Annotated in this window: 17 protein-coding genes; 6 read left to right on the plus strand and 11 right to left on the minus strand. The window is 64.0% G+C overall.

Annotated elements, in window-relative coordinates:
* Nucleotides 1-50 precede the first annotated feature (50 nt).
* Together ACCO56_RS19415 and rpoH are read left to right on the plus strand one after the other, a co-directional pair.
* Nucleotides 51-1,028: an RluA family pseudouridine synthase gene (locus tag ACCO56_RS19415; protein ID WP_433642490.1), complete on the plus strand. Its 978-nt coding sequence runs from the start codon at nt 51-53 to the stop codon at nt 1,026-1,028.
* A 183-nt stretch (nt 1,029-1,211) separates the two neighbouring features.
* A complete protein-coding gene (gene rpoH, locus ACCO56_RS19420; RefSeq protein WP_433642491.1) occupies nt 1,212-2,123 on the plus strand; it encodes an RNA polymerase sigma factor RpoH in 912 nt (303 codons plus the stop codon).
* Between the two features lie 349 nt (nt 2,124-2,472).
* On the opposite strand, the gene ACCO56_RS19425 is transcribed toward rpoH, so the two are convergent.
* From ACCO56_RS19425 to ACCO56_RS19455, 7 genes are all read right to left on the minus strand, one after another.
* Nucleotides 2,473-3,651, minus strand: coding sequence for a DUF2218 domain-containing protein (locus ACCO56_RS19425; protein ID WP_433642492.1), 1,179 nt, complete (start codon nt 3,649-3,651; stop codon nt 2,473-2,475).
* Nucleotides 3,644-5,617, minus strand: coding sequence for a Fe(3+)-hydroxamate ABC transporter permease FhuB (fhuB, locus tag ACCO56_RS19430; protein WP_433642493.1), 1,974 nt, complete (start codon nt 5,615-5,617; stop codon nt 3,644-3,646). Before fhuB ends, ACCO56_RS19425 begins: the two co-directional genes overlap by 8 nt.
* Nucleotides 5,610-6,485 (minus strand): ABC transporter substrate-binding protein, encoded by an 876-nt coding sequence (locus ACCO56_RS19435; protein ID WP_433642494.1) that lies wholly within the window; start codon nt 6,483-6,485, stop codon nt 5,610-5,612. Before ACCO56_RS19435 ends, fhuB begins: the two co-directional genes overlap by 8 nt.
* Before the next feature lie 232 nt (nt 6,486-6,717).
* Nucleotides 6,718-8,844, minus strand: a complete 2,127-nt coding sequence (locus tag ACCO56_RS19440) for a TonB-dependent siderophore receptor (RefSeq protein ID WP_433642495.1) — start codon at nt 8,842-8,844, stop codon at nt 6,718-6,720.
* Nucleotides 8,845-9,058: 214 nt separating this feature from the next.
* Nucleotides 9,059-9,958, minus strand: coding sequence for a helix-turn-helix domain-containing protein (locus tag ACCO56_RS19445; RefSeq protein WP_433642496.1), 900 nt, complete (start codon nt 9,956-9,958; stop codon nt 9,059-9,061).
* Nucleotides 9,959-9,977: 19 nt separating this feature from the next.
* Entirely contained in the window at nt 9,978-11,684 is a 1,707-nt protein-coding gene (locus ACCO56_RS19450; RefSeq protein WP_433642497.1) for a hypothetical protein, read from the minus strand.
* A 119-nt stretch (nt 11,685-11,803) separates the two neighbouring features.
* Nucleotides 11,804-13,102: an adenylosuccinate synthase gene (locus ACCO56_RS19455; RefSeq protein WP_433642498.1), complete on the minus strand. Its 1,299-nt coding sequence runs from the start codon at nt 13,100-13,102 to the stop codon at nt 11,804-11,806.
* A 196-nt stretch (nt 13,103-13,298) separates the two neighbouring features.
* On the opposite strand from ACCO56_RS19455, the gene ACCO56_RS19460 reads away from it, so the two are divergent.
* A complete protein-coding gene (locus tag ACCO56_RS19460) occupies nt 13,299-14,213 on the plus strand; it encodes a DMT family transporter (RefSeq protein WP_433642499.1) in 915 nt (304 codons plus the stop codon).
* Nucleotides 14,214-14,570: 357 nt separating this feature from the next.
* Here the strand turns inward: ACCO56_RS19460 and ACCO56_RS19465 are convergent, their stop codons facing one another.
* The 3 genes from ACCO56_RS19465 to ACCO56_RS19475 all read right to left on the minus strand — a co-directional run bounded on the left by ACCO56_RS19465 (nt 14,571) and on the right by ACCO56_RS19475 (nt 17,887).
* A complete protein-coding gene (locus ACCO56_RS19465) occupies nt 14,571-15,398 on the minus strand; it encodes an IclR family transcriptional regulator (RefSeq protein ID WP_433642500.1) in 828 nt (275 codons plus the stop codon).
* Nucleotides 15,399-15,502: 104 nt separating this feature from the next.
* Complete coding sequence (locus ACCO56_RS19470) at nt 15,503-17,065, minus strand: AMP-binding protein (protein WP_433642502.1); 1,563 nt, start codon at nt 17,063-17,065, stop codon at nt 15,503-15,505.
* A gap of 39 nt (nt 17,066-17,104) precedes the next feature.
* The gene (locus tag ACCO56_RS19475; protein WP_433642503.1) at nt 17,105-17,887 is read right to left on the minus strand and encodes an enoyl-CoA hydratase/isomerase family protein; all 783 of its coding nucleotides are present in this window, start codon (nt 17,885-17,887) and stop codon (nt 17,105-17,107) included.
* Nucleotides 17,888-18,122: 235 nt separating this feature from the next.
* On the opposite strand from ACCO56_RS19475, the gene ACCO56_RS19480 reads away from it, so the two are divergent.
* The 3 genes from ACCO56_RS19480 (at nt 18,123) to ACCO56_RS19490 (ending at nt 22,011) form a co-directional block, all read left to right on the plus strand.
* A complete protein-coding gene (locus ACCO56_RS19480) occupies nt 18,123-19,193 on the plus strand; it encodes a hypothetical protein (protein WP_433642504.1) in 1,071 nt (356 codons plus the stop codon).
* 28 nt (nt 19,194-19,221) lie between these two features.
* Complete coding sequence (locus ACCO56_RS19485; RefSeq protein WP_433642506.1) at nt 19,222-20,796, plus strand: AMP-binding protein; 1,575 nt, start codon at nt 19,222-19,224, stop codon at nt 20,794-20,796.
* Between the two features lie 150 nt (nt 20,797-20,946).
* Complete coding sequence (locus tag ACCO56_RS19490; RefSeq protein ID WP_433642508.1) at nt 20,947-22,011, plus strand: ABC transporter substrate-binding protein; 1,065 nt, start codon at nt 20,947-20,949, stop codon at nt 22,009-22,011.
* Nucleotides 22,012-22,190: 179 nt separating this feature from the next.
* Here ACCO56_RS19490 and ACCO56_RS19495 read toward each other — a convergent pair whose 3' ends face one another.
* Nucleotides 22,191-23,249, minus strand: a complete 1,059-nt coding sequence (locus ACCO56_RS19495; protein ID WP_433642509.1) for an ABC transporter ATP-binding protein — start codon at nt 23,247-23,249, stop codon at nt 22,191-22,193.
* Nucleotides 23,250-23,334 lie beyond the last annotated feature (85 nt).

Genomic DNA, 23,334 nt, shown 5'->3' on the forward strand with positions numbered 1-23,334 from the left:
CTTGCCCGGAAAGAATGATGCGCGACCCTGATAACGAAGCGGACGGCCGAATGAAAGTGTTGCAGGCCGGACCCGACGCCGCAGGCGCACGGCTGGACCAATGGCTCGCCTCCGCCCTCGGACCCGACTTCTCGCGCAATCGCGTCCAGGCGCTGATCCGCGACGGCATGGTGGCGGTCGCGGGCGGGGCGGCGACCGAGCCCAAGCGCAGGCTCCTCGGCGGCGAGACGGTCGAGGTCGCGCTGCCAGAGCCGGAGGCCCCGGAACCCCTGGGGGAGGACATCCCGCTGGACATCCTTTTCGAGGACGCCTCGCTCATCGTCGTCAACAAGCCGGCCGGCCTGGTCGTCCATCCCGGCGCCGGCAACTGGACCGGCACCCTTGTCAACGCTCTCGTCCATCATTGCGGAGACAGCCTTTCCGGCATCGGCGGCGTCAGGCGCCCCGGCATCGTGCATCGCCTCGACAAGGATACGAGCGGGGTCATGGTCGTCGCCAAGACCGACAAGGCGCATCGCGCCCTCTCCGAAGCCTTCGCCGACCATGGCGTGACGGGCGACCTCCGGCGCGCCTATGCCGCCCTCGCCTGGGGCGTGCCGGCACGGATGACAGGCACGATCGACGCGCCGCTCGGCCGCGCCGCCGACCGCGTCCGTCGCGCGGTTGTGCCGGCCGGACGCGGCGACGCCCGCCACGCGGTGACGCATTTCGAGGTACAGGAACGTTTTGGCGAAATGGCCTCTCTGGTGGAATGTCGGCTGGAAACCGGGCGCACCCATCAGATCCGCGTGCACATGGCTCATATCGGCCATCCGCTCGTCGGCGACCGCGACTACGGCCAGGCGTTCCGCACCAAGGCCAACCGCCTGCCCGAGCCGCTCCAGACAGCCGTGAAGGCGTTTTCGCGCCAGGCTCTCCATGCCCGGCTGCTTGAATTCCGGCACCCCGAAACCCATATCATGATGCGGTTCGAAGCCCCGCTGCCGAGGGATATGGAGGCGCTGGTGGAGGGGTTCCGCAAGCTTTGAAGCGACGTCGAGGCCCGCCATCACGGTCGTTCACTTCGACGTGACACACTGTTTCGTGTTGAACGAATCTGTGTCTTTTCCTGTTTTGTTCCTATATAAAGAGATTGGCGCGAAGGTCGCTCGAGGGCTCGCGCCTTATGCCCGCCGGATTTCGGGGGCACATCAGAGAGAGGAGGGTGCTTTATGGCCCAGTCACTACCCAGTATCGTTTCAGGCGAAGGCGGCCTTGCCCGCTATCTTGAAGAAATCCGCCGTTTTCCCATGCTTCAGCCGCAGGAAGAGTACATGCTCGCCAAGCGGTATCAGGAGCATCAGGACACCAATGCGGCCCACAAGCTCGTCACCAGCCATCTGAGGCTCGTCGCCAAGATCGCCATGGGCTATCGCGGCTACGGCCTGCCGATCGGCGAGGTGATCTCGGAAGGCAATGTCGGGCTGATGCAGGCGGTGAAGAAATTCGAGCCGGAGCGCGGCTTCCGGCTGGCCACCTATGCCATGTGGTGGATCAAGGCGTCGATCCAGGAATATATCCTGCGCTCATGGAGCCTGGTGAAGATGGGCACCACGGCCAATCAGAAGCGTCTGTTCTTCAACCTGCGCAAGGTGAAGGGCAAGATCCAGGCGCTCGACGAAGGCGACCTGAAGCCGGAGCAGATCAAGGAGATCGCGACCCGGCTGAATGTCTCCGAGGAAGAAGTCGTGTCGATGAACCGGCGCCTCTCGGGTGACGCATCGCTCAACGCGCCGATCCGCGCCACCGAAGGAGAGTCCGGCGAATGGCAGGACTGGCTCGTCGACGACCATGACAGCCAGGAAGAGATGCTGATCGAGCAGGACGAACTCGAGAACCGGCGCGGCATGCTCGCCGGGGCCATGTCGGTCCTGAACGACCGCGAACGCCGCATCTTCGAGGCCCGGCGCCTGTCGGAAGAGCCGATGACGCTCGAGGAGCTCTCGACCGAGTTCGACATCAGCCGCGAGCGCGTGCGCCAGATCGAGGTGCGCGCCTTCGAGAAGGTGCAGGACGCGGTGAAGGCAGCCGCCAAGCGGCAGGCCCAGGCGCTGCGCACGATCGAGGCACAGCCGGCCGCGTAAGACCGGCCTACAGCGGACATAGCGAAGGGCGCTCCGAGAGGGGCGCCCTTTTCTGTTCGGAGAAACGTCTGAACTAAAGCGTGTCGCTGGTAATCGGATTCGGGTGACACGCTTTAGGTCTTTGTTTTTGCCGCATTCCCGCTACGCCGACCGAATCCGGTCGGCTGCGAAATGCTCTAGTGGGCTCCCGGCATCGGCGAGACTCAGTCGATCCGGGGATCAAGCTCGCTTCGCTGGGGTCGGAATGCGACTTCGTCCGTGCTGGCGCCGACCGTCAACCGAGTCGATCGGGTCAGGCCTCATCGCTTCGTCAGGCCGGCTCGAAAGTGTTTCGAGCCGGCCTGAATCGCTATTGATCCTCCCTGCGCGCTTCGTCGCCGGCCGCGCCCCGGCGCCAATAGGCGGCCACGAGATGGCGGTCGCGTGGCATCGCACGTTCCTGACGCAGGTAGCGCCTGATCGCGACGAAATCCCGGTGTTCGCATCCCGCCCAGGCGAAGACGGAGCGCTCGTCGCGCGGCCATTCCACCGAACGCACGGCATCCGCCAGTCCACAGGCGCCGCCAGCGGCGTTCCGGCAGAGCCATTGCAGGTCCAGGCTGGCCTTCGAACGGAGCGGCTGGATCTCGTCCCGATCCGCGATCTGGATACGCACCGCCGCATGGGCTGGAGGCGGCAATTCCTCCAGCATTCGCGCGATGGCCGGCAGAGCGGTCTCGTCGCCCGCGAGCAGATACCAGTCGGCGGCGGGCACGACGCCGCCGCCAGGGCCGGTCATGCCTACGACATCGCCCGGCCGTGCCTCGGCGGCGAACCGGGCCCCCGGCATGTCCGAGCCGTCATGCAGGACGAAGTCGATGTCGACCTCGCCCCTGTCGGCATCGACCCGGCGAAGCGTGTAGATGCGCACATCCGGGCGCTTGTCCAGGGATGGCCAGCACGGGCGGCCATCCTCGCCCATGACGGGCCAGGAGGGCGGAGCGGACCGGTCTTTGGGAATGAGCAGCCGCACGTGAAGCCCGCCCGAGTGAAAACGATGCAGATCCTCTCCCTGCAGCGTGAGGCGGCGCATGAGCGGCGTGAGGCTTGTCGCCGATTTGACCCGCATTTCGCGAAAATAGGGAAGAGGCGCCCCGGCCGCACCGTCGCCCTGCCAGACGATCGCGGGAGAACCATCGGCGAAATTCAGGACATGCTCGGCAAGGGCAAGCTTCACATAGGCGAGCGCAACCTCGTCCTTGCCTGTCGCGCATATCCTCAGGCACTTGCCGCAATCCTCCACGTCGGCGATGCCGAAACCCGTGTCGATGCGGCAGCAGCCTTGGCGCAGCTCGACTTCGCCATATTCGCTGAAATGGGCGCATAGCCGTTCCATCACATGCTGCGGCGATGGCAGAAGCACCTCGGTCGAGGCAGTGAAGATGCCCGATAGAGCATTCCCGCGGAAATGCTCTATCTCTTTGTCTTTACGCAATTCCGGACGCAAAGCCGCTTCACGCTCTTGCTGGGATTGCTTGATTTCAGACATTGCGCTGCACGCCTTTGGCAAGAAGGTAGATGAGATAGGGTCCGCCCAGCAGCGAAGCGAACAGCCCTACCGGAAGCTGGTAGGGAAACGCCGCCATGCGGGCCAGCCAATCGGAAACGATCATCAGCAAGGCTCCGAGAAGCACGGCGCCGATCAGATGCTGGCTTGCCCTTGTCAGCCCGAGCAGCCTTGCAAGGTGAGGCGCTATCAGCCCGACGAAGCTCAACGGTCCGACGAACAGCGCCGCCAGCGCCGTCAGGAGAGCGGAGGCGAGGATGAGCATAAGCCGCGCGCGTCGGACATCGACGCCGAGCGCCTGGGCGGCGGTCGCTCCCAAGGGGAAGATGTCCAGCCAGCGGCCAGCAAGGAGCAGCGGCGCCGTCAGGACAGCCAGGCCGGCGACGGCGACCCAGCCGTCCAGCATGGTGACCGAGCTGGTCGATCCGCTCAACCATCGCAACAGCATGTAGGACTGCTGGTTGCCGAGCGCGATGACGGCGGTCAGAACCGAGCTGCAAAGCGCATTGACGGCGATGCCGGCAAAGAGCAGTCGCTCCGGTCCCAGGCCACCCCGCGCCGCCAGCGCGAGGATGGCGAAGAGGGCGAAAAGAGCGCCGATGGCAGAGCCCGCCAGATGTCCGGCCAGGCTGGCCTGCGGATCGATCAGCAGGATCGCCGCGAGCCCCGCGCCGGCGGCCGTCCCGACGCCCAGTATTTCGGGGCTGGCGAGCGGGTTTCCCGAAATGCGTTGAATGATCACGCCGGCGGCGCCCAGCATGGCGCCGGCGCATGCCGCCACGATGAGCCGCGGCACGCGCAGGTCGAGCAAGGGCGCCAGCACGTCGCCGCTGGCAATGGTCCAGCCGTCCTGCCCCTTCCCGAGGACGAGCGCGGCGACCATCGCCAAGCAGGCGCAGACGGCGATCCAGGCCGATAGCCGCCAGGGATATTCAGCGCGCCGCGAAGCCGTCGTCGCCTCCTTGAAGGATGGCCATTCGAACAGGCGCAACCGCGGCAACAGCCAGATGAGAAGCGGTCCGCCCAGCAAGGCGGTCGCCGCTCCCGTCGGGATGCGCTCGCCGCCGGGGCCGGACAGGAATTGCACCAGCCCGTCGGTCAGCCACAGAAGAACCGCGCCGATCAGCGGCGCCGCGACCAGCCTTTGCCGCGGAGAACGCGCCCCCGAAAACGCCGCGAGCGCCGGGGCGGCAAGACCCACGAAGCCTATGACCCCGACCTCGGCGACGACCGTGGTGGCCATCCAGACGGCGATCGCGACGATCAGAAGCCTGCCCGCATGTGTCGCCATGCCGAGGCTGCGGGCGGCGGCATCATCGAGGCCCAGCAAGGCAAGCGGCCGCAACAGAAGCACGGATGCAGCGATGCCGATCAGAAGCCGCACGCCGATGGAGACGCTCGGTGCCCAGCTCTGCTGGACCAGCGAGCCGCCGCCCCAGATGAAGAGCGAAAAAAGGTACTCGCCATTCGCCAGGATGAGCGTCGCGCTCGCCGCGTTCGCAATGAGCGCGATCATCATGCCGGCGAGCACGACCGAAACCGGCTCGAGGCCGCGCCGCCAGGTCAGCGCCAGAACGAGTGCGACAGCCGCCACGCCGCCGAGAAAAGCGACGGCCGCGACGGAGTACTCCATCGCAGCCGGCGCATGGAGCGCGGCGACCGCCATTGCGAGCTGCGCGCCTGCCGAGATGCCGAGAGTGGACGGCTCCGCCAGGGGATTGCGCAGCACGCGCTGCAGCAGGAATCCCGACAGACCGAGCGTCGCGCCGGCCAGCAATGCCACGGCGGCACGCGGCAGAACGCTGTAGGTCAGGATGATGCGATCGAGGCCCAGCCCCGCCCCGTCTTCAAGGGACCAATAGGCCGCGATCTGCGTCGCGAAAAGCACGGCAGCCACAACGGCCCCACCGAACCACGCGAGGGCTGGATAGACCGACCGCTCAGCCATCGCCGGTTCCGAAGCCATGATGGAGCAGCCGCGCAAAACGACGGGCGGAGGGCAGCCCGCCGAAATGGTTGATCGGCTCCAGCATCGCCACCCGCCCCTCCCGCACCGCCGGCAGCGCGTTCCACAGCGCATTGCCGGGCAGTGCCCGCTTCACCTCCGGAGGAATCGGGCCGACGACGGCGATCGACGCATCGGGCACGCGCGCGAGCGCTTCGAGCCCGACCGGCGCAGCGGCGCTGTAACTCGTCGGGTCGGTCCATGCGTTGGAAAGGCCGATCCGCCCGATCACGTCGCCGAACATGGAGTCGGCGCCGAAGGCCCGGAAATGACGGGAATCTCCGAGGCTGATGACGAAGATCGGGTGCTTGCGCAGCCACGCCAGCCGACGGCTCGCGTCTTCCAGCTCCAGGGCCGTGTCTTCGATGTATCGCGTGGCCTCGGCCTGGCGTCCCAGCCTTTCGCCAAGCGTCTTTGTGGAGAACGAAGCCAGCTCATATGGCGGCCGTCCGGCTTCATAGATCGGCAGCGCAAGCACTGGCGCAATGCTCTCCAGTTGGGCCCGCTGATATTCGTAGAAGCCGGAAATCAGGATCAGCTCCGGCGCGAGTATCCGAAGCAGCTCGATATTCGGCGTTCCCCTGAGCCCGAGGTCCACGACGCCGTCCGGAACCTCCGGCTCGACCACGATCTTTCGGAACTGGATGAGCTCTGTCGCGGCTGCCGGCACGATGCCGATGGCAAGGCACGTTTCGAACAGGCCCCAATCGATCACCGCCAGGCCTCCGCTTCGTGCGAAGGCAGGCCTGGGCGCCAGAACGGCGGCGCAACCTCCGACGATGAGGCCGCGGCGATTGATGCTGGCGGTCATGACGTTTGACCGATCGCGTTGCCCCTCATCGGCCTGCCGGCCACTTCTCCCCGTAAGAAACGGGGAGAAGGACGCTGTCATATCCGATTTCGCCAGTCGCCAGCGTTTCGCGATTGGCGAAACCCGAGCGGCAAGCGTCTCTCTCCCCGCATCTTTTCTGCGGGGAGAGATGTCCGGCAGGACAGTGAGGGGCCGGCGCAAGCTGTCGATCATTGGGACTATCGGTCGGCCTTCACCAAGTCACATGCGCCTTCAGCTTGAAAGAACGTCCCTCGCCGTAGCTGCACACATCGACCCCTTGGCAACCCGACACGTAGGTCTTGTCGAAAAGATTGGTGACATTGAGGTCGACGCCCCAATTGTCCTTCTCGTAGCCGAGCCTCAGATCCGCCAGCGTGACGGCGGGAACCTTCAGCGTGTTCTGGTTGTCGGCCCATGAAGAGCCGACATAGCGCAGGCCGCCGCCGATTGTGATGCCGTCATACCAGCCGCCCCGGAAGGTATAGTCGGCCCAGGCCGAAGCCATCACCTCGGGAATGAGGAAAGGTGTCTTGCCGACCACCGTGGGGTCGGTGTCCTCGGTGGTCTCCAGGTCGAGCGCAGTGAACGCGGCCGTGAGCCTGAAATCCTCGGTCACGTTCACCTTGCCCTCCAATTCGATGCCCCGCGACCGCACCTCGCCTGTCTGGATCTGCGCGAAGGGATCGTTGGGATCGGCAACCGCGACATTCTCGCGGGTCAGGTCGAAAAGAGCGACCGTGAAGAGGCCATCGACAAAGGTTGGGCGATACTTCACGCCGATTTCGTATTGCGTACCCTTTTCCGGCTCGAACAGTTCGCCGTTGGCGAGCGTGCCGATCGCCGGGTTGAAGAAGGTCGCGACGCTGGCATAGGGCGTGACGCCGTTCGCGAATTCGTAGGCGATGCCGGCACGACCCGAGAAGCTTCCGTCGTCGCGCGACCTGGCTGTCGTCGCATCCGTGAATGCCGTCGGGCCGTCGGTGGTCTCGAGCGTCGACCAGTCGTAGCGGCCGTTGAGCGTCACCAGCCAGCCATTGCCGAAGCGAAGCTGGTCCTGTGCGTAGAGCCCCAGGCTTTGCAGCGTCATGTCCTGGTTGAGGTAGGTATCCCGCGGCGTGAGCGGCCTCCCATAGACGGGGTCGAAGGGATTGATGGTCGGCGTGGAGCCGAAGGGGGCCGATGCCTGCTCCTGGTCGATGTTGTAATATTTGTAGTCGAGGCCGGCGAGGATGGTGTGCTCGACCGCACCGGTCTCGACTTTCCCTTCGATCTGATTGTCGGCCAGGAAGGTCGAGACATGGGAGTCGTGGGCGAAGTCGATGCGGGTCAGTTCATTGGCCGATGCCCAGCCGAACGGATAGACGGTGACCTCCTTGATGTCGGCTGCGCCGTAGCGGGCATGGGATCGCACCGTCCACTGATTGTCGAATGTGTGTTCGAACTCGTAGCCGATCGATCCCTGTTGGCGCTCGTAGAGATCGACACTCGGCTCGGTCGGATTGAAATCGCGGCGGATGCGCCCGTAATTCACGCCGCCCGCGACACGGTCGACCACGGTGCCCTCGTAAGGGAGAAAGCTGCCGCCATTGTGGTTCTCGTCGATATGGCTGTAGTTGGCGAGAATGGTCAGACTTGTCTGCTCATCGGGCTTCCAGGTGATGGACGGAGACAGGAAGCCGCGCCAGCCGTTCTGGAAATCGCTATAGGTGTCGCCGCCCGCGATCCGCCCTGTCATCCGATAGCTGAGCGTTTCGTTGGCGACGTCGCCGATATCGAAGCCGAAATAGGCGTTGCCCGCATCGTTGACGCCGGATTCGACATAGCGCCTGCGCTCGAAGGTCGGCCGCTTGCTGACATAGTTGATCAAGCCGCCGGGATTGGTGCCGCCATAGAGCACGGAGGCCGCGCCCTTGAGGACCTCGATGCGCTCCAGGCCGAACGTATCGACATAGAAGCCGCCAAAGGCGTGGCTGTAAAGCTGCAGCCCGTCCATGTAGGTTCCCGTTGCGCTTGCCTGGAAGCCGCGGATGAATACCCAGTTCGTGTCGCTGTCCGCCCCGAATGGCTGCGCGAAGACGCCAGACGTGTAGCGCAGTGCTTCGTCGGCCTTCTGGGCACCCTGCTCGTCCATCTCCTCACGGCCGATCACGGAGACCGCCTGCGGTATCTCGGTGATATCGGTCGCCGTCTTGGCGCCCGTGAGCGTCTCCCTGGCGACCACGCCGTTTACTGGGCCCGTGGCAGCGTCTTGGGAACCGGCGGTATCCTGGACCACGATCGCCTCGAGTTGCGTGGCCCGCTCTTGCGCGGCCGCCCAATCCGGCGCAAAAGACGCCATCGCCGAGACAGTGCCTGCCAACAATGGTAAGCGAGAGGAGAGAATCGGCATGCATACCCCCGGGTAATGCGGCCTCGCCCCTCGGGCCGCCAATACATGACCGATTATATCAAGTTTTCTCTCGACGCTTGTACGATCTTGGCGCGATTTGTCTTATCTTGGTCCTTTGTACCAGCGGGCATGATGGATGGCTGCTCGCGCAGACCATCGATCGTCACGGCCCCGGCCGCGCGTTGCGCCGCCATTCGGCCGGCGTGATGCCGACCACACGCTTGAACATACGCGTGAGGTGCGCCTGATCGGCAAATCCCGCGGTGGCGGCTATCTCCGGCAGCGGGGTCGTGCCGTGGCTCAGCAGTTCCTTTACCCTGCCGATCCGCGCATTCATCTGCCATCGTAGCGGGGGTATGCCGGTCGACGCCTTGAAGGCGTGGCTGAAATAGGTCTCGGAAAGCCCCAGACGCGAAGCCAGTTCGTGCAGGCGGATGGTTTCGAAGCAGTGGTCTTCGATGTAATCGACGCTCTGGCGAAGCTGGCCGCGCGACAGGCTCGGACGGGACTTGCGGTGCTCCCTGCGCGTCTGGAACAGCGCGCTCAAAAGCGCGTCGATCAGGCCTTCGCCATATCGATCGTGGAGCGGATCCTTATTGACGCATTCCTCGGCCAGCAACAGTGCTATTGCCGCTACCCGGGCGTCCTCGAACTGAAGCCGCAGGCAGTTGACGCGATCGAGGTCAAGCGATCTGCCGAACTTTCGGGTGAGAGCCGCTTCCGGAATATGGAGATCGAGATGCTTCAGCCGGCCGAGGCCGATTGCCCGACTGCGGATGGCGACGCCGGCAGGAATGTAGGCAATCGACAGGCGCTTCTCATGACGGGCCGTGGAAGCGCGATCGACCGTGCTCAGCTCGAGGACACCCCCGTCGGCAATGTCGAGGACCATGAAGAGCCGCGGATCCGGAGAGAGATACCACCCTCCCGCATCGGCGGCGCAATCCACATGCCACAGATCGGCGACCAGCCCGCCCCAGCCGCGCCAGCTCAACTCGTCCACGATCGTGAAGCCGTACGGCTCGCTTTGCATTCGCGGGACGAAGGCGGCGCCAGTGTTCATGCCGGTGCCCGCAAGACCCCTATCCCGCGCTGGCGTTTTGCCAGGCCTTCATGGCCTCCTCGAAGACCTTCCCGCCGGGGATGCCCTTTTCCAGGGTGATGAGCGCGCGGCGGCCGTTCTTGTAGGTGACCGGCACGTCGATCCAGTCCTCGTTGCGCATCAGGTTCAGGTTCGCATCCATGTCGGCCTTGGATTCATTGAGCGCGACGAGAAAGAAACCATCTGCGATCTTGGCCGGAATGCCCCTCAGCGCACTTCCAGGCGCCTCTTCCGTGCCTTTCAGCGCGAAGCGCAGGATGTTGTCGATGCCGCCGCCGCCGAAACCGTCGGGCGTGAGGAAGATCAGCTCGATGATATGGCTGGCAGGCAAGGTCTGGTCGGCGTTGCGGCGGATGGTCATGCGCAGTTGCAGGTCCTTGCTCGGAATCGTCGCCTCGCCGCGGATGGCGGGCTCTGGCGGCAGGTCGTTGCCGGGCGATTCCTGGACCATCGACCACACGACAGAACCGGATTCGGCGGAACCCGGGGCGGAGCTGGTACGCTCTTCGTAGAAGATCGCCTTCTGCCCCACGGCCACCTGGGCCGCCGGCGGCTGGGCCGGCGCCGCACCCGGCGCCGGCGGCGGGGTGGCTTCGCCCGGCGCGCCCGTCGCTGCCGTCTGGTCGTCGGGTGCGGGAGACTGCGCATCCGGCCCGGCGCCAGGCGAGGTCGCCGCGGCGACCGACGTGCCCTCGCCGACGCTCGCCTCCCCGCCGGCGGGGCCCGGATCGGTCTCTGTGCCGTCGGAATTGAGGCGTTGCGTGAACTTCGGCGTTTGCGGCTCGCTGCTCGACTGCGGCGCGGCGGGAGGCGTTTCGGGCGGTGGCAGGACGCCGGGGCCCGTCTCTTCCTCCGCGGGTGGTGTTGCGGCGAGCTGGCTCTCCCCGGATTTCACCAGGGCAATGATTTGATCCTTGTTCAGCCACGCGGCGTAACCGCCGCCGCCGAGCACCGCGAGTGCGAGCACCGCGGCGATCAGCTTGCCGAAGCCGCGCCGGCGCGGCGCGGCTTCGTCTTCAAGATTTTCGTCAGCCGGGCGCGGCTTGCCGAAATCGCGTTCTTCAGATGTTTCCTCCGCGGAATCCGTCGGCAACGACATCGGATCGAACTCGTCATGCGCGACACGCGGCTTCTTGTCCGACGGGGCGGGATCCTCCTGACGTGCGGCTGGCTCCTCGCGCTTCATGAATGGCGGCGGAGGCGGAGGCGACTGGTTGGTCGCCCCTCGGGCCGGTCCAGGCTCTGCCGTCGGCGCTACCGGCGTCGATGCCTCCGACTTCGGAGCCTCGGGCGTTCCGACTTCCGCCTTGGGCGCGTCGGCGACCGGCTTGGGCGTGGCCATCGGCCAGGGCTTCGGCTCCTCGTAAGAGGCGTTCGCCGGCGACGGCGTGGCAGTTGGCTTCGCCCTCAGCGACGCGAAGACGTTCTCAAGTTCTGCCAGCGGATCGGAAGGATCCGGAGCGGGTGGTAGAGGCGGAGGCGGGAAGCTCGCCTCGATCTCGGCGATCGCATTCTCCAGCGCCTTCTTCTGCCGTTCGGCCACGGCGGCCGGAGGCTGTGGGTTGAGCGCTGCAAGCTTGGCGGCCACGGTCGCCCGGGCCTTGTCATAGACCCTGCGCCGCATTTCCGGCGTGGTGTCACCGAGCCCGTCGATCGTCTTTCTTAGAACCGCAACGAAATCTGCCATGCCTTACTTTCCTGGCTTCCTGTCCCTTGTCGCGCCGGCCCGCGGAAGATCCGGCGCGAGGGCGGGCGAATGGAACGACAAGCGGAACTGGCCGGTCGTTCTACCTGCCCTTACTTGCTCTAGTCTTGAAACGGATCCGTCACAAGTATCGTGTCGTCCCGCTCCGGGCTGGTCGAGAGCAGCGCCACCGGTGCGCCGATCAGCTCTTCGACATGCCGGACATATTTGACGGCCTGCGCCGGCAGGTCGGCCCAACTGCGGGCGCCGCGCGTCGTGCCCTTCCAGCCCTCCAACGTCTCGTAGATCGGCTCGACCCGCGCCTGCGCGCCCTGGCTCGCCGGCAGATAGTCGATGATCTCGCCGTCCAGCCGGTAGCCCGTGCAGACCTTGATCTCGTCGAGTCCGTCGAGCACGTCGAGCTTGGTCAACGCGATGCCGTTGATGCCGTTGACCGCGACCGCCTGGCGCACGAGCACCGCATCGAACCATCCGCAACGACGCTTACGCCCTGTAACTGTGCCGAATTCATGACCGTGCGTGCCGAGAAATTCGCCGATCTCGTTGTCCTGCTCGGTCGGGAACGGCCCCTCGCCCACCCGTGTGGTGTAGGCCTTGGTGATGCCGAGCACGTAGCCGATGCCTCCGGGGCCGATGCCCGAGCCCGCCGCCGCCTGGCCCGCGACCGTGTTGGAGGAGGTCACATAGGGATAGGTGCCATGGTCGATGTCGAGCATCGTGCCCTGCGCGCCTTCGAACAGGATGCGCTCGCCGGCGCGGCGCTTGTCGTCGAGCACCTTCCAGGTGCGATCCATGAAGGGAAGGATATCGGCCGCCACCGAAGTCAGTTCGTTCATGATCGTCTCATGCGCCACCTCGGGATGACCGAGCCCGCGCCTGAGCGCATTGTGATGGGTGAGCAGGCGGTCGACCTTGAGAGGCAATGTCTCGGGGTCGGCGAGGTCCATGACCCTGACGGCGCGACGGCCGCCCTTGTCCTCGTAGGCGGGCCCGATGCCGCGCCGGGTCGTGCCTATCTTGGTGCCGGAATTGGACGCGGCATCCTCGCGGAAACCGTCGAGCTCGCGATGGAGCGACAGAATGAGCGCCGTGTTCTCCGCGATTTTCAGGTTCTGCGGCGTGATCGCCACACCCTGCTCCCTGAGCTTGCCGACCTCGGCCACGAAGGCATGCGGATCGAACACGACGCCGTTGCCGATGATCGACAGCTTGCCTTCCCGCACCACGCCCGACGGCAACAGGGAGAGCTTGTAGACCTTGCCGTCGACCACCAGCGTGTGGCCGGCATTGTGGCCGCCCTGGAAGCGCACGACGACATCGGCGCGCTCGGACAGCCAGTCCACGATCTTGCCCTTGCCCTCATCGCCCCATTGCGAGCCGACGACCACTACATTGGCCATTCCACTTTCCTTCCGAACGAAGCGACGCAGCGGCGCCGCCGAAAAAGACAGGCCTCTATACCCTCAAGGAATCCCGAGCGCGACCTTTCTTTGCCGGAAAGGAATGTCGCAGGCACAATAATTTGCGGGCGGCGGGTCATTTACTGTCGCCGCCGAGGGTTCTACCAGCGGTCTCTCCATTTAGCAGGTTTAGCATATGGCAGGACCTTCGATGCATCACGGCCGCGCCTACGCCCTTCTTCTCGCCACGATGATTTTCTGGGGCGGCAACGCGGTCGCCGGCAAGCTGGCGGTCGGTCACGTTTCGCCGATGCTGCTCACCATGGCGCGCTGGGGCCTGGCCTTCGTCATCCTGCTCGTGCTGGGCTGGCCGCGCCTCAGGGAGGATTGGAACGTCGTGCGAAAGCATGTCCTGCTGCTCTCCGCCCTCGGCATGGTGGGCTTCACCGTCTTCAACATCGCGCTCTATTGCGCCCTGCTCTACACCACGGCGATCAATGTCAGCATCGAGCAGGCCGGCATGCCGATGCTGATCTTCCTCGCCAACTTCCTGCTCTTCCGCCAGCATGTCAGCGCCGCCCAGATCGCCGGCGTGGTAATCTCGGTGGCGGGGATCGCGCTTACCGCGAGCCATGGCGACCCGATGCGGCTTCTCGCTCTCGACGTGAATTTCGGCGATGCGCTGATGCTGCTCGCGGCGATCCTTTATGCCGCCTACACGGTCGCGCTGCGTTTCAAGCCGCGGCTCCACTGGCAGAGCCTGATGATCATGCTCACCGGCTCGGCCTTCGTCACCTCCATACCCTTCGTGGCAGGGGAATTCGCCTATGGCGCGGGCATCCTGCCCGACACGCGCGGCTGGATGGTGATCGTCTATACGGTGATCTTCCCATCGATCCTCGGCCAGATGTTCTATATTCGCGGCGTGGAGCTGATCGGCGCCAACCGGGCCGGGCTCTTCATCAATCTCGTGCCGATCTTCGGCACGCTGCTGTCGATACTGCTGCTCGGCGAGAGCTTCCACCTCTATCACGCTGTGGCGCTCCTGATGGTGCTGGGCGGCATCGGGATGGCCGAGCATAGCGGGCGCAAGATGGCCCGGCGGGTATGAAATCGTGAAGCCTAATCCGACCTTTAACGACCCTTATCCGGTCCGGATGCCTGTCCTCGGGCTCCGGAGCAAGACCTGTGGGGCCATACTTCTCCCACACAAAGAAGAAGGAATGGTTGGCATCGACGGTGGTGCAAACCGCCCAAGTGGAGGTTGGCAGCGGCTTTCTTGCAGCGCTCCTCCCAACTGCATGGAGAATCATGCGCCCGCAATTTGCTCATACTCCGCCGCACGGCGGGCAGGCACCGACACTCGGCTCTACAAGTGTGCCGCTCGCGAGCTCGGAAGTGACGGAATAGCCGCATTTTTGTCGCGAGATCGCGCGACACCTTTGCGTGCTCAGACCCGGAAAGCTTTTTACAGACCTGTGTCAGGTCGGCTTACCTGCGACGGGCTCGACACTGCCTGGCCCAAGTCCAGCAAAGCGGGCGCCAGGCGAGTACGCGCCTCTTCCACTGTGCATTGTGTGGTAACGACGGCTGTGCCGACGGCGGCAATTACGTTGCCCGTTGGGCCAAACACCGGAGCAGCTAAGGAAATCTCTGTTTCGAAGGATTCGCGATGCGTCATGGCGAAACGATCCGCCCGGATCGTCTCGATGCGCTTCTCCAGCGCGTCGCGCGTTACCAATGTATGGCTGGCATAGGCGACCGGATTCGTCGCTGCAAGGATGCGGGCACGCTCCTCCGCGGACTTGTAGGCGACCATCGCCTGCCCCAGGGCGCTGATGTACCATGGAAACTTCGATCCAGCGACGATGGTCGGGCTGACGACGTGGCGGTTCCGATAGCGAACGAGAAAGATCACGTCCGTTCCATCCATCTCGGCTAAATTGACCGCCTCGCCGTGGCGGCTGTTCCACTCCAGCATATACGGGGTCGCCCGTTCCAGCAGGGTATGGCAGCGCAGATAATTGGCGCTGAGCTGTAACACCCGGGAGGTGAGGCTGTATTGCCGCGTCGCCTGATCCTTCCGCAGGTAACCCAGGGCGACGAGCGTCGCCGTAAAACGCTGAGCGGCGCTCTTCTCCAGCCCGGTCACGGCTGCGACCTGCGTCAGCGTCAGGCTGGGGCGGCCGTCGTCGAAAGCCTGGAGGACACTCAGTCCCTTCTCCAGCGAGGAGTTGAAAAGGCCAGACTCGCCTGAAGAATTACTCTTTTTCTTGACGGGTTTGTCACTGGTCATGCCGAGCCCCTAGCTTGGAAAATCAGTCATATCTTCCTATGGCTGGCGAGACCATGAATAGCAATATGCGACTCTTGGTATCGGCATGTGCCGACGCTTCTCGGTCAGGATACCGCCTTCGCGAGCGTCTCGTGCTGCTGTTCGGCATCCCAACTTCCTGCCGTCGAGAGCGGCAGTTCCGCTTTGCGAATGCGCTGTGTCGGCCCGCGCGGAAAATCCGACACGATCTCGATGAAGCGCGGCACCTGATAATAGGCGAGGTGTTGCTTGCACCAAGCCAGTATATCTGCGGGCGCTACTGCAGCATCGGGTGCGGGGCGCACGAAGGCCTTGATGTCCTGCTCTCCCATTTCGGAGGGAACGCCGATCACCGCAGATTCCTCGACCGTCGGATGGGCGTTGATGACCCGCTCGACCTCCCAGGCCGAGACGTTTTCGCCGCGCCGGCGCAGACTGTCTTTCTTGCGCCCCGAGAAATAGAAGTGGCCCTCCGCGTCGCGATAGCCGAGATCGCCGGAGAAGACGCAGCCATCGCGCAAGACCTCGGCCGTCTTGTCCGGTTTGCCGAGATATTCGAGCATGGTGATGCCCGGCCCCTTCGGCCGTAGGACGATTTCGCCGATGGTCCCATCCGGGACGGGCTCGTCGGTCTCGCCGGCGATGAAGGCCTCGAACTCCGCGACCGGTTTCCCGATAGACCCGATTGGCCCGTCATGGTTGAGCATGGTGAAGTTGCCGGCCTCTGTGATGCCGTAGCCTTCGCGGATCGACACGCCGAACCGTGACTCGAAGGTCTTCCAGCTCTGCGTCGGCGCCGCCGCTCCCCAGGCGATGCGGACCGGATTGTCGGCGTCGTCTGGCCGCTCCGGCTGTTTGAGCAGCAGGTTCATCGCTCCGCCGAGATAGTGGAACTGCGTGGCGCCGTAGCGGCGCATCTGATCCCAGCATTGCGAGGCGCTGAAACGCTCGACCATGCCTATACGCACCCCGTGCTGGAGCCCCATCAACACGGTCATCCAGCCGGCAACGTGGAAGAACGGCTCCCAAAGGAACAAAACATCGCCCGGACGAACCTCGGCGAGCAAGCCTGCGTTCTTGGCGCCGATTTGGAACCAGCGTTCGCAGAGCACGGCACCTTTTGGCTCACCGGTCGTGCCCGACGTGTAGGAAATCATGCAGCGCCGGTCGAGACTTCCGGCCGCGTGCGGAGGAACCGGCCCGCTCTTCGCCATCGCCTCGGCCAGCACCACGAAACGCGGATCGTCGGCCGGTGCGTCGCCGCGCCAGAGCACGCCCTCCACGCTGCTATTGTCGGAGAGCGCATCGGCGAGCTCCGAGAACGCACCATCGGCGATAATGAAACGCGGCTGCGCGCTGGCGAGTTGGGTCCGGATGCCCAGTGCCTTGAGGTGGATGCTGATCGGCACGGCGACCGCATCGAGCCAGACCAGAGCGAAGAACAGATAGATGTGCTCGGGCACTGTCGGCAGCATAAGGCCGACGCGGTCGCCCGGACGGATGCCATGGCGCAGCAGCGCCGCCGCCCGCGCATCGATGCACGCCTTGAACTCGCCGAAGGTAACGCTCTCGTCGCCGAACATCAGGAAGACGTCCGCCCCATTGGTGGCGGCCCGCCTCTCCACCAACTGCCTCAGCGTCTCGTTCATCGAACCTTCTCCTTGAGCCATGGCTTGCAGATGTGCGGGTCAGGCGGACTTGCGCGCGGCGCGGATGCGGAAGAATTCTTCCATGCAACGCTGCGGCTCGCCGGATGCGAAAGCCTGCCTCTGAGCCTCCTCGGCGATCTGAAAGGCGCGGTCGAAGGCCGGCTGCGTCGCTTCGCGATAGGCCCGCTTCGTCAGACGCAGGGCGACCGGCGGCTTGCTCCCGAGCTCGCGCGCCAGCGCGATGCTCCGCGGCAGGACTTCGGCGGGCGACAGTATCTCATTGAGAAGGCCAAGCTGGCTTGCTTCCTGGGCGTCCATCATGCGGCCGGTCAGGATGAGGTCCATGCTGCGAGCGACGCCGATCCGCTCCGCAAAGACACCCCAGGGACCCACGACGCTGGGGATGCCGTTGTTCAGCTCCGGCTGGCCCATCGTCACACCGGCATGGCCGACGCGATAGTCCATCAGCAGCGCGACCTGGAAACCCGAGCCCGCCGCCAACCCATTGAGGGCGGCCACAGTTGGCTTTTCGATGCCGCGGATGATCTCATAGAAGCTCTTCACGGCGGCGAGCCACCGGTCACCATCGGCTCCACCCTCGAAATTCTGCGACTCGGTAAAGTCCTGCCCCGAGCAGAAGGCCCGGTCGCCCGCCCCGGTGACCACCACGGCCTTGACGGCATCGTCCGCGCCGAGCTGCTGCAGCATCCGGCCGAGCGCCGCTCGCATCGCGCTCGTCCAGGCATTCAGCCGCTCTGGCTTGTTCAGCGTGATGATCGCGACGTCCTGATCGTGGCGCAGAAGGAGTTCGGTATCGGTCATCACAGCCCTCGCTGATTGCGCGGACGCACGCTTGTGCGTCGCTATCATATATTGATAATAAATATCATAATACGACTTAACTTGCGAATTGGGCAAGCCGAAAATCACGGCGAGAGGCGAAAGCTTCCAGTTCTATGTTCGACTCTGTTTCCCTCGCGCCAAGCCGACATAGCCGTTGACAATCATTATTCGATACTTCTAATCATTATTAGATATTTCAATGATGGAGTCGGGGATGACCAAGATCGAGATCGAGGAACTCCGGGCGGACTGTGGTCTTGCCGCGAAGTTTTGGGGAAGGACGTTCGGGGCCATAGGAGCCATCGTCTTCCGCGAGAAGGGCGAGGACGCGATCAAGCGGCTATGGCAACTGATGCTCCACCAGCACCAGCAGGGATTCTATCAGCAGGGGCTGCTCAAGCTGGGCATCTCGCCCGACGAGCCGCCGGCGGTCGCGGCCGGCAAGTACCATTGGTACACCAACCTCATCGGGGGCCTAACGATGGAATATGTCGAAGAGACCCCGAAGAAGGTGTGGATACGCTATACGGCGCCCATGTGGACCTATCCGGGAACGTCCATGCTCGCTATGCCGGCCTCGCTGAGGCGGACGATCTTCTCGATCTGGCACCCTGCCAACGGACGAATGATGGGCAACAAACGGCTCGGCTGGGTCGCCACCAAGTTCGTCATGGAGGGCGATCCCTATGACGAGGGCTATTTCTTTGAATACGACAGGGACCTCGCTCCAGGTGAGGAATTGCGCTTCGAGCAGGTGGCGCATACGCCGGAGTTCGACCCCGCAAACGCCCCGCGCCTCGACGAGAACTTGTGGCCTGAGCCGCGCATGCTCAAGGCCCGGCGCAACTGGTCGCGGGAATATGTCGCCACCACGCTTGACTGCCTTCTCCAGATGTATGGCCCGCACACCACCAATTATCTCTGGGAGCAGACGATGCGCGGCATGGCCGTGCAGTATGCCGGGGAACTCAAGGTCGATGCCGGCGTGGACGGCAACGACGCGGAGGCAATCGCCACGTTCTTCGTGCGATTGCTCAAGGCCCAGGGCCAGACCTTCGAGCTGCAGCGACTGAACGACGATCGCTTTGCCATCACGCTTGCTTCGTTCCTGCCTTTTGCAACCGACGCACCGGAGGCGCTGCGCCATGCAAGTTTCGCCTTCCAGAAGGTTGCGGCATGGACGCTGAACGGACGCGTGGCAGTGTCGCGGCAACCGAGTCCCGATGCGCGTAACCCGGTCGGCGAAACCTGGGAAATCGTCAATACCGGCCGCTGGCTGTACTGACGCCCGCCAAGACCAAGGTTTGCAGATCATGGACCACATCGACACTGGCCTGTCGGTCAGCGATCTCCTCGACGCGCGCGTCAGCGAGCACGGGGAGAGGATTTTTTGCATCTGGCAAGAAGAGCGGATCACCTATGCCCAGCTCGGAGAGAAGGTAGACCGGCTCGCCAATGGATTGCTAGCGACAGGCGTCGCGGCGGGAAGCCGCGTCGCCGTCATGCTTTCCCACCATCCCGACCATATATTCGCCCTGCTCGCCTTGCTGCGCATCGGCGCGGTCGAAGTTCCGATCAACACCCATTTGCGCGGAGAGGGGCTGCGATACCAACTCGATCACAGCGAGGCGCAGGCCATCATCGTCGACGAAGAATTCGCAGAGCAACTCCTGCCGGCGCTCGACGCGACCGGCAAACCGGTGACGCTGATCTGGCGCGGTGCCAACCCGCCGTCGCATCCGGCCGCGCGGGCGATCGCTTTCACGCAGCTTGCCAATGCTCCCGCGGGTCGGCCCGCTCATCGGGCGGGGCCCGGCGACATCGTCGCCATCTGCTATACTTCAGGCACAACCGGAGCGCCGAAGGGCGTGCTGATGACCGATGCGATGTATCGTGCCGCGGCCACCAGTTCCCTGTTGCTGTCGGGAATCCAGGAAGGAGACACGCCGCTCTTCTGGGAGCCGATGTACCATCTGTTCGGTATCGAGGTCGTGGTGCTCGCCTTGTACAGGCCGGTGACACTCGCCATGGTCGAGCGTTTCAGCGCCTCGAACTTCTGGCGATGGGCGCGCGAGAGCGGAGCAACCCATATCCACTATGTCGGCGGCGTGCTGCAGCTTCTGCTTCGCCAGCCGCCCGGGCCGGACGACCGCCGTCACGGCATCCGCATCGCCTGGGGCGGCGGCTGCCCGACGCAGACCTGGCACGCTTTCGAGGAGCGCTTCGGCATCGAGATGCGCGATAGCTTCGGCATGACGGAGACGGCCGCGCTCAACATCGTCAACACCCGCGGCATCCCGGGAGCGCTCGGTGTGCCCTTGCCCTATTTCGAAGCGCGCGTGATCGATGAGGCGGGCCAGCCCGTTGGTGCTGGCGCGATCGGCCAATTGCTGATCCGAGGCAAGCAGCCGGACATCATCACGCCAGGCTATTTCCGCAACCCCGACGCGACGGCCTCGACGATCCAGGACGGCTGGCTGCGTACCGGCGACCTAGTGCGTCAGGACGAAAGCGGCGTCTTCTGGTTCTTTGCCCGGCAGAAGGACAGCATCCGCAGACGCGGCGAGAACGTTTCGGCCTGGGAAGTTGAGCGCGTGATCAACGAGCATCCACAGGTCGAGGAAAGCGCCGCGATCATGGTGATCAACGAGTTCGGCGACGAGGACCTCAAGGTCTTCATCAAGCCGGTCGGCGCTCCCTTCGCGGTCGAGCCCTTTCTCGCTTGGTGTCGCGAACGCATGGCAAAATTCCAGGTGCCTCGTTTCGTTGCCTTCATCGACGATTTCCCGCGCACGCCCACCCAGCGCATCCGCAAGCATGAGCTCAGCAAGGCGCTCGACGATTGCTGGGACGCAGAACAAGTGCCGGCGGTCCAGAGAGGGCAGTAGGAATGGCAGGTGCGGAGGAGATTGGATTCGGCCCCGCTTCAGGCGCCTTTCGGCGCTCCCATTCGCCCAATCACAGATGATCGTTGACTTTCCCGACCATTGTGCAACGATATAAGATATAAGTTATCAATATATGATAAGGAGGAGAGTATGGCCAAACAACGCAAACTGCCGGCGATGACCGACCGTCGCCGCTTCCTCGGCGGACTTGCCGCGACCGCCGCATTTACGGCCTATGCGCCGGCAATCATTGGTGCCCGCGCCCAGACGGGGCCTCTGGTGATGGTCAGTTACGGCGGCTCCTATGCCGAGGCGTTGAAGGAGGTCATCGCCGATCCCTTCACCGAGGCAAGCGGCATCCCAGTTCAGATCCTGAACACGCCCGACCTGGCGAAGGTCAAGGCACAGGTCGCCTCCAACAATGTCGAATGGGACATCTTCGACGCATCCGGCCCGCTGATCATGGCCGGCTCCAACAACAATTACTGGGAAGACATCGACACCTCGATCGTCAATACTTCGGCGATCGTGGGTGGCGTTGGTCGGGACAGGGTTCCGAACTATATCTTCTGTGGCGGCATCGCGTGGAACACCACCGGCAACGCGACCAAGCGGCCGCAGACCTTCGTGCAGCTTTGGGATACCGACGCCTTTCCCGGCCGCCGAGCCTTCCGCAACCGCATTTCGGAAACGCTCGAGGTTGCGCTGCTAGCCGACGGCGTTCCCGCCAAGGATCTCTATCCGCTCGACGTCGAGCGCGGCTTCAACGCACTGGAGCGCATCAAGCCGCATGTCCGCAAATGGTTCGAGCAGACCCCGCAGATGGTTACGCTCATCCAGAGCAACGAGATCGACTTCATCTACGCCTACCCAAACCGCATTAGGGCGGCCGTACAGACGGGTGTGCCCCTGGCCTTTTCCTTCGAGCAAAACATCAACGCGTTCAACTATATGGCGGTCCTGAAGGGTTCCAAGCGTAAGAAGGAGGCGATGGAATATCTGGCTTTCGCCCTGCTCCCCGAGACGCAGGCGAAGCTCGCCGAGAAGCTCAGCCTCGCCCCGGTGCTCACCGAAGCGACGAAGCTGATGTCGGAGGAGTCCCGCAAGTGGCTGCCGAACGTCACGAGCCCGACCAACGCCTTCATCGACGACGAGTTCTGGGGCAAGAACTACGACACGCTCGACAAGCGTTTCAAGGAATGGCTGCTGCTCTGATCGCCAGGGTGTTGGCGGGTTCGATCCGAGCCTCTGCTGCAGTAGAATTAACGCGAGGGCTGTCTCAGACGACAGCCCTCTTTTTCATGACCGGTAGGAAGGGCCTACTGCCAACCGGCCCCGCCTGAGACTGAGGGGGATACGGCTCGCTCCGGCGCCTGACGACACCGGGCTTCGACTCAGGACTTGACCGCAAGCAGCAGCGCATCCTTCGGTTCCCAACCGATGCGTGCGGTCGAACCGACCGTGCGTTCCATGGCCAAGTTGCTCGCCGGAGCCTTCACGGTGAAGGCCTGTGTTCCGGAGCGAACCGTAAGGCGCATGGTCTCGCCAACGAACGCGATCTCCTCGATCTCACCGGAAATCTCGTTGGGACGGCTATCGCCGTCGTCGAGAACGGCGATCTTGTCGGGTCGGATCATCAATCGGTTGGCCGCACCAGCGGCGTCCTGAGCGATGCGGATGTCCTGTCCCGAAGCTTCGAGGCGCACACGACCGGGCGCGACGACATCACAGGCGAGCAGGTTGGATTCGCCGATGAAATCGGCAACGAAGGCATTCGCGGGCCTGAAATAAAGTTCCTGCGGGGTGCCGAGCTGCTCAATCCGACCCGCATTCATCAGGCAGATCCGGTCGGAGAGATAGAGCGCCTCCTCCTGATCGTGGGTTACGTAGAGGATGGTGATGCCCATCTCCTTGTGAATGCGCCGGATCTCCTGCTGGAGCTGCTCGCGCAGCTTCTTGTCGAGCGCGCCCAGCGGCTCGTCCATCAGGATCACCGGCGGTTGATAAACCAGGCATCTGGCGATCGCGACGCGCTGCTGCTGCCCACCCGAGAGTTCGCGCGGCTTGCGATGGGCGATGTGCCCGAGTTGTACGATGTCCAGGATTTTCTCGACACGGCTCTTGATCTCGGCCGACGCCATCCGCCGGATGCGCAGCGGAAAGGCGATGTTGTCGAACACCGACATGTGCGGCACGAGCGCATAGCTCTGGAACACCATGCCCAGGCCGCGTTGGCGCGGCGGCACGTAGGTAACGTCCCTGCCGCCGATCGACACGGTGCCACGATCGGGCGAAATCATGCCGGCGACAACGTTCAAAAGCGTCGTTTTCCCGGAGCCGCTGGCGCCCAGCAGCGTGAGGAACTCGCCTTCGGGAACGAGCAGGTTGACTTCGTTAAGGGCAACGAAACTCGCATAGCTTTTCGCAATCCCGCTCAGTGCCACCGTGCTCATGCTCGATCCCTCTCTGCGCGGCTCTTGACTGCCGCATGGACGGGCTAACCATACCGCCGATGATCGGTATTGTAAATTGATAAGA

The organism is Mesorhizobium sp. 1B3 (genome assembly GCF_050958605.1).
GTDB lineage: Bacteria > Pseudomonadota > Alphaproteobacteria > Rhizobiales > Rhizobiaceae.